Source organism: Catalinimonas alkaloidigena (genome assembly GCF_900100765.1).
Lineage (GTDB): Bacteria > Bacteroidota > Bacteroidia > Cytophagales > Flexibacteraceae > Mooreia > Mooreia alkaloidigena.
The window spans coordinates 38,859-50,683 of sequence record NZ_FNFO01000001.1; the positions used below are offsets into that span (position 1 = coordinate 38,859).

Genomic DNA, 11,825 nt, shown 5'->3' on the forward strand with positions numbered 1-11,825 from the left:
GACATGGAACGCCCTTTTTCACCTTCGTACACGCGCAATTCGGCCGGCGATTCATTTTCGTCGGCTCAGAAAGTAGCGCAACTCAACCAGTGGCTGGAATCCTGCGCGGCCGAACAGCACGCCAACCGGCGGCTGACCCCCGAAGAGCTGGCGCAGTGCCCTACCGAGCTGGTGGTGGCCTATCTCAAGCACCAGCACTACGTGTTCATCAAAAAACGATTGCCCTACCTCAACTACCTGGTGCGCAACCTGCACGGCCACCTTTCGGCAGCGGTGCAGGATCTGCAGTTCATCTTCCCGATTTTTCTACACGATTTTATCGAGCACGTGTATCAGGAAGAAGATACCTTGTTTGCGCGTGTACTGGCGCTGGAAAACAAGCAACTCGATGCTACGCTGCCCTCGCTGGCCGATATGGCACGGCACCACGCGCACGACGATATTTTGCGGGGCGTGCGGGAGATGACCCACCGGTACCGGATCGGCAAAGACGTCGATCTTTCAGAGCATGTGCTGCTGACGGCCCTGCGGCTGATCGACGAAGAGATGGCACAGCACAACCGGATTGAGGACGAAGTGCTGCTGCCGCGGGCCGTCGCGCTGGAGGCCCAACTGCGGCTTGCGGAGTAATCAGCCTTTACTTTTTTGAAGATTTCCAGACCGCCCGGGCGGTGGCTGGTTCTTTTGCAGGCTTGGGAACAACACGTCCATGCGTGCCGATGGTATCTTTTTAAGAGACACCCGAGCTAAGTAGCCATAGAGGCGGTTGCTGTTCCAATTTTTTTAGTGACTTGTACGGAATGAAGAGCTGGATATAGTTGGAAATGTGCAATTATATGCTCGGAAGATTCCCCCGTTGTTTTTGCTGAGACCGGATAAGGGAGCTGTATTTACTGGTCTGTAATGCTTATCTTTGCGGCCTCTGCACGTAACGTGCCCACTGGTTATTACACTTCAAAATACTACTGACGGCTATGGGGATATTCCAATTTGTGCTTATGGTTTCACTTTGGTTTTCGGGAGGCAAGCAAGGTGAAGCAAAAGTACCTACGAATCGCTCGGATGCGATGCCTATCGTGGAGTTTCAGTACGGAACCACAGACCTGACCGAGGCGGGAGAACAGACGCTCGGGCAACTGGGAAACTACCTGCGCGATAGCCTGGACCCGGCGCATTTTCGCTTTGTGCTCTACAGCGAAATCAGCGAAAAAGAACTCAAACAAGACCAATTTCTGGATTACAAACGCTGCAAAGTGGTGATCGACGCCCTGAAAAAGACGGGGGTAGAGTCGGATCTCTTTATGATGCGCGACTCGTACGTCAACAACTCCATCAAAGCATCGGGCGTGATGTATTACGTGATGGGTGAATAGCGCCTTCAGACGTACAGCCACCCAACCCCAAGCGGTTGATGGAGCATAAACCCTCCGTCGACCGCTTTTTTTGTGCCGTTCGTGAAGAAATCGCCTCAGAATTCGTGATCGATCTGAAACCAAACTTGATGGGAGGAGTTAAATGTAACTAAATGCTATTTTTTAATCTTGAATGCTTTGATTATGAAACGATTAGCGGGTAAAGTGGCTATTGTTACCGGTGCTGGTACAGGTATCGGTGAGGCGATTGCCCATAAGTTTTCGCTAGAAGGTGCCCAACTGGTGCTTAACGGATTACCGGACGATCCGGTCGTAGACGTGGCGGCGGCCATCAACGAACGCGGTGGGGAAGCGGTCGCCTACGTAGGCGACGTGTCGGAAGAATTGCACGCGCAGGCCTGTGTGCAGAAGGCCCTTGAAACGTACGGGAAACTGGATATTTTGATCAACAACGCCGGTATGCAACTGAACATTACGGAACTGACCGAGTACGAGGTGTCGATCTTCGATCAGTTGCTGCGAAACAACCTGCGGACGGCTTTTCTGATGACCAAACATGCGTTGCCCCACCTGCAAAAGACCCGCGGAAACGTGGTGTCGGCTGGATCGGAAGCGGGCTTCAATGGTCTGGCGCAGAATACCCCGTACGGCGGGACCAAAGGCTTTATCCATTCGTTCATGAAGGGCGTCGCGGTCGAACAGGCCCAATACGGCGTGCGGGCCAACTGTGTGTGCCCCGGACCGATCGATACGGCCTGGACGCACAAGGAAACCGGCTCAATGGATAAGAAGATGGAGAAAATGCTGATTCAGGCTACGCCGATGGGGCGCCGCGGCACCACTGAAGAAATCGCCAACGTGTACGCCTTTCTGGCCTCAGATGAAGCCAGTTACGTGACCGGAGCCCTCTGGCTGGTTGACGGCGGTGTAACGGTGGCCAAAGGCCCCGTGGGCGACCAGGTGCCCAGCGAATTGCAAAAAGAACCGAAAGGATTTCTGAATCTGGAACACGAGCGCGACAGTACGCGCGGTTAAGACATAGGAGAGAGGATGAGTTGAAAGAGCGCAGCGCCGTTCCTGTCATAGGGGCGGCGCTGTTGCTTTACAGGCGCGTCGAGGGGAACCTTAGGGCAGGGGGAAGCGGCCCGCCCGTGGCCTCGGTTGTAGTTTTAGCGGCTTCCCGTTACTTTGCCGGTCCTTTGCCCTGCGGGGCTGAACCACACTCCTAACGTATCCATCACCTTTGCATGAAGTTACTCGAAAATAAAGTTGCTCTCGTGACGGGAGCCTCCAAAGGCATCGGCCGGTCCATCGCTCAAAAATTTGCGGAAGAAGGCGCACACGTCGCCTTCACCTACTTGTCGAACGTCGAAAAAGGCCAGGCACTGGAGCAAGAGCTGCAGGCACTGGGCATCAAGGCCAAAGGCTTTCGGTCCGATGCTTCCGATTTTGCGGCGGCCGGCCAACTGGTCGACGACGTCGTGAAAGAGTTCGGACAACTCGATGTGCTGGTGAACAATGCCGGGGTAACGCAGGACGGGCTGTTGATGCGCATGAGCGAAGAGCAGTGGGACCGCGTGATCAACATCAACCTGAAATCGGTATTCAACCTGACCAAGGCCGCCACGCGCACGTTTATGAAACAGCGCAGCGGCTCCATCATCAACCTGACGTCGGTTGTGGGGCTACGTGGCAACGCCGGACAAGCCAACTACGCAGCCTCGAAGGCGGGCATCATCGGGTTTACAAAATCGGTCGCGCTTGAACTAGGCTCGCGCGGGGTTCGTTCTAACGCTATTGCGCCGGGTTTTATCGAGACGGAGATGACCGGCGAACTCGATCCCAAGGTCGTGGAAGAGTGGAAAGCGGGCATTCCGCTGAAGCGCGGCGGCACCCCCGAAGACGTAGCCAACTGCGCCACTTTTCTGGCGTCCGATTTATCGACGTATATTACCGGACAAGTCCTGCAGGTAGACGGCGGTATGCTGACGTAAAGGTCAGCACGGATGGTCGGATTTTTTAGGGATCTATCACATTTTCACCGTCTTATCGTTGGACAGAAAACGATTGTTCTCCAAGCAAAACAGAAGCCGGGTCTGAGACCGTCCGCATGAATAGATTCGAATTACTTACCCAGTATTCTCCCTGGTTTTACATTTTATGTCTGCTGGTCGGCGGGATCTACGCCGTCGCGCTGTACTTCCGGGCGCCCATGCCCTGGAGCAATGGCGTGAACCGCCTGTTGGCCGTGGCCCGTTTTCTGCTGGTGTCGCTGCTGTGTTTCCTGCTGTTGGGGCCTTTTGTGCGGCGCATTCGCAACACGGCCGAAAACCCGACGGTGGTGCTGGCGGTGGACGACTCCGAATCGGTGCGGCTGGGCAGCGACTCAGCAGCGGTGCAGGGCCTGATGGCGTCGCTGGAACAGACGGCCGAGCAACTGCGCAACGAAGAAGTCAACGTCGAGATCCGCTCGTTGTCGGGCCGGGTGAATCAGGTCGATAGCCTGACGTTCCGGCAGCCGACCACCGACCTGACCGAACTGCTGACGGGGGTGCAGAGCGACTACGAAAACCGGAACCTGGGGGGCGTTGTGCTGGTGTCCGACGGCATCTACAACCAGGGCATTTCGCCGGCGTACCGCAATTTTGGCTTTCCGGTTTATGCCATCGGTGTGGGCGATACCACTCCCAAACAGGACCTGAACCTGAAGGCGGTCTATTACAACAAAATCGCCTATCTGGGCAACCGTTTTCCGATCGTGGCCGAAGTACAAAACGCCGGCTTCGCCGGGCAGGAGGCCGTGGTGCGTCTGCGGCAACGCGGCAAAGTGCTCGCGACCGAGCGGCTGCCCCTGAACGAGGCCGATGGGTTGCAGCAAGTGACGTTCTACGCGTCGTCGCAGGAGAAAGGCATGCAACGCTACGAAGTAGAAGTGCAGCCGCTGGAGCAGGAATTTACGACGCAAAACAATGTGCGCAGTGCCTACGTCGACATCATCGACGCACGGGAAAAAATCCTGATTGTGGCGCGCTCACCGCATCCCGACATCAAAGCAATTCGCAGTGCGCTGGAAGAGCAGGAAGATTACGAAGTGGTGGTGCACATTCCGGGAGTGAACGACCTGCCCGACGATCAGTACGACCTGATCATTTTCCACCAGTTGCCTACGTTCAACGGCAGTGGCAACTCCCTGGTGACCCAGTTGACCAAGGGCAACAAACCCGTCTGGTACATTCTGGGAAGCCAGACTGACCTGAATACGTTCAACAGTGTGAACGGTGCCTTGACTGTCAGTGCCCGCGGACGCCAGCGCGACAACGTGACCGGCTCGCTCAACCCGAATTTTACCCGCTTCCGCATCGAAAACGCCTTGCAGACGCTGTTGCCCCGGTTCCCGCCGCTGTCGGTGCCGTTCGGGGAATTCAGCATGTCGACGGGTACGGAAACCGTGCTTTCGCAGCGCGTGGGCCGGGTTGAAACGGACAAGTCGTTGCTGGTTTATCGGCAGAACGGCGGACAGAAAACCGCTGTGCTGGTCGGCGAAGGGTTGTGGCAATGGCGCTTGCAGGAATACGAACTCACCGAAAAACAGGAGGCCACCGACGAACTGATTCTGAAGCTGGTGCAGCTTCTTTCGGCCAAGGAAGACAAACGGCAGTTCCGCGTTACGCCCATCACCGACGAGTTTCTGGAGGCCGATCGGGTGGTATTCGACGTGGAGATTTACAACGACATTTACGAGAAGATCTACAACCAGAAGGTCGAGCTGCGCATCACCAACGAGGAAAACGAGACCACGAGCTACTCGTTCGTGAACAGCGAAAGCAACTCGCGGCTCGACATCGGGAGTTTGCCGCAGGGAGTTTACTCGTACCGGGCCACCACGCCCATCAACGGCAAGACGGAAGTCAGTACCGGGCAATTTTCGATTCGCCGGCCCGAGCTGGAAGCGCTCAACCTCACCGCCGACTACGATCTGTTGCGGCAGGTAGCGACGCAAACGGGTGGGCAGTTTTTCACGGCGTCGCAACTGGGCGAGCTGCAAAACTACCTGGCGACCAACCAGCCCAAGCCCCTGATCCGCTCCAGCGAAGACCTGACCGAACTGATCAACGTCGAGTGGCTCTTTTTTGTGCTACTGGCGCTCGTGTCGCTCGAATGGTTCCTGCGCAAGTACCAGGGAGCGTACTGATTCTCGCCTGTATGCCGTATACTTGCGGCACACTCCCATACGCTTTATGTACAACTTCCTGCTTTTTCTACACTCCTGGGGGCGTTGGCTCGTGCTGATTGCCGCCGTTTGGGCTATTGTTCGTGCATATGCCGGCTGGAAAAACCGGCGGCCTTACCTGAAAGCCGATAACACCGCTTCCGTATTTTTCATCGCGATGGTCCATAGCCAGGTGCTGATCGGGCTGTTGCTGTATTTTTTTGCCAGCCCGTACGTCAGCCAGGCCATGTCCGACTTCGGCGGCGCTATGAAAAACGCAGAATTGCGGTATTGGGGAGTGGAGCACATCGCGATGATGATCGTCGCCGCAGTGGTCGCGCAAGTGGGGCGCATCCGGGCCAAGAAAGCCGATACGCCAACCCGCAAGCACCGTCAGACGTTCTGGTTCTACCTGGTTGCGGTCTTGATCATGCTGCTTTCCATTCCGTGGGGCCTGTTCAACCCGAAACGTCCGCTGTTCCGTTTCAGCGCCAGCCTCAACGTCAACGTTACAACGACTCCGCCCGCCGCCGTGGCGCCCACGACTACGGTCGAATTGGTAGGGTAACCGTTTGGCAAAGCGTCAGACTCGCAAGCCTTACCACAGGAAAGCGAGTGGTTCGGCTACCGCATTTTACTGCGTTTCACCAGATAGGGCAGGAGGATGTGGTTGATGTCCTGGTTGATGTCCGCTTCGATAAAGTCGATTTTGTACTGACCGCACCGTAGCATCAGCTCGTGGCGGAACGCTTCCATCTGCGTGCGGTAGTGCTCGCGGATCTGCGAAGGCCGTACCTTGACGCGCTCGCCCGTTTCTACGTCAATAAACTCGTGGGGCCGGTCGTCGAAGTTGAATTCCAGTTCGGTTTTGCCGTCTACCACGTGAAAAAGCAGCACCTCGTGCTGGTTGTGTTTCAGGTGTTGCAGGGCGGCAAAAAGCTCTTCGGCACGCGACAGATCTTCGAACATATCGCTGAAGATGATCACCAGCGCCCGGCGGTTCATGCTGTCGGCGATCTGGTGCAGGACCGTAGCCACGGACGTTTTCCGTTCGGGTGATGCGGCCGGAAGCAGACGCTCCAGTAGGAGAAAAATCTTGTGGACGTGCGAGGGCGTAGAGCTGACCGGCGTCTGCTGTTCGACTGTTTCGGAAAAGGTCGTCAGCCCCACGGCATCGCGCTGCTTTTGCAGCATGTACGTCAGTGCCGCCGCCGCCATGATGCTGAAGGTCAGCTTGCCCTGCGTGGCGGTGGGGTAGTACATCGACGACGACGTATCGATCAGAATCTGACAGCGCAGGTTGGTTTCCTCCTCGTAACGTTTGGTGTAGAGGCGGTCGGTTTTGCCGTAGACCTTCCAGTCGATGTGACGGGTGCTTTCGCCGGGATTGTAAATCTTGTGTTCGGCAAACTCGACCGAGAACCCGTGATACGGCGATTTGTGCAGCCCCGTGATGAAGCCTTCCACCATCTGGCGGGCCAGGAATTCGATGTTGCCAAATTGCTTGACCTGCTGTAAATCAATTTTCATGGGCAGCGGGGGATGAAGGGTAAAGAGCGGCCGGCGTCGGCATGTGTTTTTTGACAAAGCCTTCGTAGCCGAGTTGCAGCAACTGAGGCAGTTGGGCCGCGGCTTCTTCCGAAGTAGGATACGCGCCCACCAGGACGCGGTACACCTTGGTGGCGTCTACCTGATCGACCTGAATGAAGAGGTGGCCGGCGTTCAGGGCAGCGAGTGCTTTCACATCGGCGCGGGCGCTTTCCAGGTCGTGGTACGAACTGACTTGCAGGCCGAAGCCGGCAACGGGGCGCGGCGTACCCCACTGGCTGTAGGTGCGTCCGGCCTCGTAATCCTCCGCATTGGCGGCTTCCGTTGTCGCTACCGGAGTGGCGGTTGTCGGCGGTGGAAGGTCTTCGGTGGCGGCCATGCCCATCACTTCCAAACGTACCAATACGGCGCCTTTGCCCAGTATGCCCAGCTCACGCGCCGCCGCCTTCGACATGTCGAGGATGCGTTTGTGCGAGTAAGGCCCCCGGTCGTTGATGCGCACCACCACCTGCCGCTGGGTCTTCACGTGTGTGATGCGGACCAGGGTGTTGAAGGGCAAGGTCGGGTGAGCGCCCGTTAGCTGATTCATGTCGAACGTCTCGCCGCTGGCGGTGGTCCGCCCCTGAAAGCGGTCGGCATAGTAGGAGGCGTAGCCTTCTTTCTGCGTAAGTTCCTGGCCACAAATGGAAAAACGTACCAGCAGACTGCTCGTGATCAATACAACAACAAAGAGTCGAGACATGAAAACAGGAATTGGACAATAAGCACTCTCTAATGAACGAAGTTACCCGAAGGAGTAGTATGAAAAAATCTTTTTGCGAGAATCTGTATTTATTATAATTTTACCCCTATCCAACATAAAAACCGCAAAGATTAGAAACAGTGGAAGAGAACAAGGACCAAGCGAGAGACGAGCTTTACTCACAACGCATTCGTGCCGGAAAAAGGACGTACTTTTTTGATGTAAAATCAACAAGAGGAAACGACTACTACCTGACCATCACTGAAAGCAAGCGGCGTTTCAAGGACGACGGTTTCTTTTACGAAAAACACAAAATCTTTCTCTACAAGGAGGATTTCAACAAGTTCATGGAAGCACTTCAGCAGGCGGTTGAGCATGTGAAAACGGAATTGCTACCCGATTACGACTTTTCAGAAGTAACGGCGGCAGAAGGCGAGCTGGAAGCGGACGATGAACTGCGTTGGGACTAGTCCAAGCGCCACACGAGATTGTAAGGCTCATGAGTTTCTCATGAGCTTTTTTTAGCTTTATACCTTCCCTCAACTACCTGCTCCCCCGTGCGTTAGCGCTGTAACGAGAATGCTTCCATGCTGAACCGACTGACCCTACAACTGCTGCTCATCGTTCTGGCCATCATTTTTCTGGGCTGGATCTTTTCGAGTCTGCTCTTCTATTTTCTGATTTCCCTGATTCTGGCCACGTTGCTGAAGCCGCTGACCGATATGGTCCACAACGTACAGATCTACGGGATGCGGGTGCCGCGTGCCCTGGCGGTGGTCACTTCGTTCATGCTGCTGGCGTCGATCCTGACCCTGTTTGTGCTGATGTTCATCCCGCTGGTACAGGCGCAGATCAAGGTGATCAGCAACATCGACCTGGACGACCTGCTCTACTCGCTGGAGGGGCCTATTTCCGAGCTGGAAGAGTTTTTCCTGCGCAATAACCTGACGAACCAGGAGAAGGGGTTCCTGTTGGAGTCGCTGCAAAAAAACACGCTGACGTTGTTCAGTTCCATCAACTTCAACAACCTGATCAACAACCTGCTGTGGTTTACGGGGAGTTTCTTCGTGACGCTACTGGCGCTGGTGTTCATCACCTTCTTCCTGCTGTACGAGAAAGGGATTCTCAAGCGGTTGTTTCTGCGGGCGGTGCCCAATGCCTACTTCGAGTTGGTAATTGCCGCCCTGCACAAGATCGAGACCCTGCTGAGCAACTATCTGACGGGCTTGCTGTTGCAGATGTTTTCGGTCTTTACGCTGGTGTCACTGGGGCTGACCATCGTGGGCGTAAAGTACGTGCCGACCATTGCCATCTTTGCGGCCATCGCCAACCTGATTCCGTACCTGGGACCCATTTTGGGGGGCGCGTTCGGACTGTTCGTAGGGATTTCGACCGCCCCGTTCGACCTGTCCGCCAACGAATACGTATGGCTGATTGCTAAGATTCTGGCCGTGTTTGCCACGGTGCAACTGGTGGATAACCTGGTGTTGCAACCCGTCATCTTTTCGAAAAGCGTGAAAGCGCACCCGCTCGAAATTTTTGTGATTATATTTGCAGGCGCCGCCATTGCAGGACCGGTGGGGATGATTGCGGCCATCCCTTTTTATACGATCATACGTGTGTCGGCCACTGAATTTTTCAGAGGCTACCAGCAGTATTACATTTTTGACCGCTTCAAAGAGCATCACCGATTCAAATTCGATCAGTTTATTAAATGAGCCTTCAATGTGGAATCGTGGGTTTGCCCAACGTGGGGAAATCGACGTTGTTCAATGCCCTTTCGAATAACAAGGCAGAAGCTGCCAACTATCCTTTTTGCACCATTGAGCCTAACGTGGGCATCATCACCGTGCCCGACAAACGGTTGACCATTCTGGAAGACCTGGTGCATCCGCAAAAGGTCATCCCGACCGTCATTGAGTTTGTCGACATCGCCGGGCTGGTCAAAGGTGCCAGCAAAGGCGAAGGGCTCGGCAACAAGTTTCTGGCCAACATTCGCGAAGTCGATGCCGTTGTGCACGTGATTCGCTGCTTCGACGATCCCAACGTTGTGCACGTCGCCGGTGGGGTCGATCCGGTGTTCGACAAAGAGGTAATCGACACGGAACTTCAGTTGAAAGACCTGGAATCGGTCGAGAAGAAAATTGCACGCCTGGAGCGGGTCGCAAAGTCGGGCGATGCCAAAGCCAAAAAAGAACTTCAGGTCCTGGAGGTATACAAAGCCCACCTGGAAGAAGGCAAGAGCGCGCGGAGTGTGCCGGTTGAGGAAGAAGACAAAGCCGCCGTGGCGGATCTGTTTCTGTTGACGGCCAAACCGGTGATTTACGTAGCTAACGTAGACGAAGCTTCCATCCCCAACGGAAACGAGTTGGTGGAGAAGCTGCGCGAGGCCGTAAAAGACGAAAATGCCAAGGTGATTGTGGTCTGCGCGGCGCTGGAAGCGCAGATTGCCGAAATCGAAGAAGAGGACGAACGGCAGATGTTTCTGGAGGAATATGGCCTGAGCGAGTCGGGGCTAGACCGACTGATTCAGGCTTCCTATGATTTACTGAATCTGATTACTTATTTTACGGCGGGCGAAAAAGAGGTACGTGCCTGGACCATCCGTCGGGGCTGGAAAGCGCCACAGGCCGCAGGCGTGATCCACAGTGATTTCGAACGTGGGTTTATCCGGGCCGAGGTGATCAAGATAGAAGATTACCAGAAGTACAAAACGGAAGTAGCCTGCCGAGAGGCCGGACGCGTCGCCGTCGAAGGAAAAGAATATGTGGTGGAAGATGCCGACGTCATGCATTTCCGCTTCAACGTTTAAATACGCCCACCGCTTGGGGATAGAGGGCATTTAATGGTCAGTTCCTCCGCTTAGGTTCGATTTATTGGATAATTTCCATAATTGTGCCAAGGTTTTGAGTAGAAATTGATACATTAATACTTTATATTTAAACTTAATGCGTAGCATTGCACAGCTAAAGCTTTATTCGTTGAAAATAGTTATTACAGGATTTTTCTTTTTTGAAACAGGTTTTTCAGCCTATAAAAAAGATACTTGTTCCTGCGATACTTAATTGGTGTCACTTCTAGCTAGGGACAATCGTGAGGGTTCGTATTATCTTTTCTTTACACAACCGGGGGGCAATGGTGCCCTTTCACCATCAGTACCTCCTGTCTGATTTCCTGCAATCGTTATTACAGGGGCGGGACCATGTTGCACTGGAAAATTACAGTTTTTCCGGCCTGAAAGGGCAAACAAAGGTATCGAGACAAGGCCTTTGTTTCTTTTCGAGCAAAGTGACACTGGTGTTTTCGTGCCCGAGCCGTGAGGTAGTTATGTTGTTGGCGCGGCGCATTTTCGAAAAGCCGGAGTATCAGTTGGGCGAGCTGCAGGTGTCGCCCGAGAGCATTGCCGAAGAAGAAGAGGTCTGTTTTGAAGGTCCTTCTTCCAAGTTCATTTGCATTTCTCCGATGGTGCTGTTGTCGCCCCTGGACGACAGCAACGCCAAGAAATTCATCTCGCCGGAAAGCGACTATTTTTCGGACTTGTTGTACGAGTCCACCATGTCGCGGATGGAGCAATCGGGCCATTATACGCCCGAACAGATTGCCTCCTTCTACAAATTTCAGGTCGTGCCTGACCAGACGTATTTGAACCGCATCAAGAGCGAGGAAAAAAAGTTTGCGCGGGTGTATCCGGTCTTTATCGAAGGCAAAAAGATGGAGGTGCGGGGCTACACAATGCCTTTTACCATCTTTGCCGAGCCTGAAGTGCAAAAGTTCGTGTTCGAATGCGGTATGGGCGAGATGTGCCACAAAGGTTTCGGTATGCTCGACGTGGCCAATTCGGCTCCCCACAAACGCGCCCGTTTCCTCAATATGGAGGAGGTTACCCAACAACCACAACCGCCTTCGACCGTGCCCGGCAGCATGCCGCGTGTGCGTCGCGAAAACAGCTAGC

General features: G+C 54.6%; 12 protein-coding genes. 10 read left to right on the forward strand and 2 right to left on the reverse strand.

Translation table 11 applies throughout. The features are described 5' to 3' along the window. Window positions 1–3: 3 nt before the first annotated feature. The 6 genes from BLR44_RS00175 (at window position 4) to BLR44_RS00200 (ending at window position 6,151) form a co-directional block, all read left to right on the forward strand. The gene (locus BLR44_RS00175; RefSeq protein ID WP_089677729.1) at window positions 4–630 is read left to right on the forward strand and encodes a hypothetical protein; all 627 of its coding nucleotides are present in this window, start codon (window positions 4–6) and stop codon (window positions 628–630) included. A gap of 437 nt (window positions 631–1,067) precedes the next feature. Next, window positions 1,068–1,373: a hypothetical protein gene (locus tag BLR44_RS00180; RefSeq protein ID WP_089677731.1), complete on the forward strand. Its 306-nt coding sequence runs from the start codon at window positions 1,068–1,070 to the stop codon at window positions 1,371–1,373. A 183-nt stretch (window positions 1,374–1,556) separates the two neighbouring features. Beyond that, entirely contained in the window at window positions 1,557–2,408 is an 852-nt protein-coding gene (locus BLR44_RS00185) for an SDR family NAD(P)-dependent oxidoreductase (protein WP_218126979.1), read from the forward strand. A 212-nt stretch (window positions 2,409–2,620) separates the two neighbouring features. Continuing rightward, a complete protein-coding gene (gene fabG / locus BLR44_RS00190; protein WP_089677733.1) occupies window positions 2,621–3,367 on the forward strand; it encodes a 3-oxoacyl-[acyl-carrier-protein] reductase in 747 nt (248 codons plus the stop codon). A 116-nt stretch (window positions 3,368–3,483) separates the two neighbouring features. Next, window positions 3,484–5,565 carry a vWA domain-containing protein gene (locus tag BLR44_RS00195; RefSeq protein ID WP_089677735.1) on the forward strand — a complete coding sequence of 694 codons (2,082 nt, stop codon included), beginning with the start codon at window positions 3,484–3,486 and terminating at the stop codon, window positions 5,563–5,565. A gap of 46 nt (window positions 5,566–5,611) precedes the next feature. Further along, window positions 5,612–6,151, forward strand: a complete 540-nt coding sequence (locus BLR44_RS00200) for a hypothetical protein (protein WP_176955834.1) — start codon at window positions 5,612–5,614, stop codon at window positions 6,149–6,151. A gap of 56 nt (window positions 6,152–6,207) precedes the next feature. On the opposite strand, the gene BLR44_RS00205 is transcribed toward BLR44_RS00200, so the two are convergent. Both BLR44_RS00205 and BLR44_RS00210 read right to left on the reverse strand, forming a co-directional pair. Further along, the gene (locus tag BLR44_RS00205) at window positions 6,208–7,113 is read right to left on the reverse strand and encodes a DUF58 domain-containing protein (protein WP_176955835.1); all 906 of its coding nucleotides are present in this window, start codon (window positions 7,111–7,113) and stop codon (window positions 6,208–6,210) included. Further along, entirely contained in the window at window positions 7,103–7,873 is a 771-nt protein-coding gene (locus BLR44_RS00210; RefSeq protein WP_089677737.1) for a septal ring lytic transglycosylase RlpA family protein, read from the reverse strand. The genes BLR44_RS00205 and BLR44_RS00210 overlap by 11 nt, the downstream gene beginning before the upstream one ends. A 140-nt stretch (window positions 7,874–8,013) precedes the next feature. Between BLR44_RS00210 and BLR44_RS00215 the strand changes: the two genes are divergently transcribed. From BLR44_RS00215 to cas6, 4 genes are all read left to right on the forward strand, one after another. Continuing rightward, complete coding sequence (locus tag BLR44_RS00215; protein WP_089677739.1) at window positions 8,014–8,343, forward strand: DUF3276 family protein; 330 nt, start codon at window positions 8,014–8,016, stop codon at window positions 8,341–8,343. 117 nt (window positions 8,344–8,460) lie between these two features. After that, window positions 8,461–9,591, forward strand: coding sequence for an AI-2E family transporter (locus BLR44_RS00220; protein ID WP_089677741.1), 1,131 nt, complete (start codon window positions 8,461–8,463; stop codon window positions 9,589–9,591). Then, a complete protein-coding gene (gene ychF / locus BLR44_RS00225) occupies window positions 9,588–10,685 on the forward strand; it encodes a redox-regulated ATPase YchF (protein ID WP_089677743.1) in 1,098 nt (365 codons plus the stop codon). Before BLR44_RS00220 ends, ychF begins: the two co-directional genes overlap by 4 nt. 323 nt (window positions 10,686–11,008) lie before the next feature. After that, on the forward strand, window positions 11,009–11,824 hold the full coding sequence (gene cas6, locus BLR44_RS00230; protein WP_245705929.1) for a CRISPR-associated endoribonuclease Cas6: 816 nt from the start codon (window positions 11,009–11,011) through the stop codon (window positions 11,822–11,824). Window position 11,825: the final 1 nt, after the last annotated feature.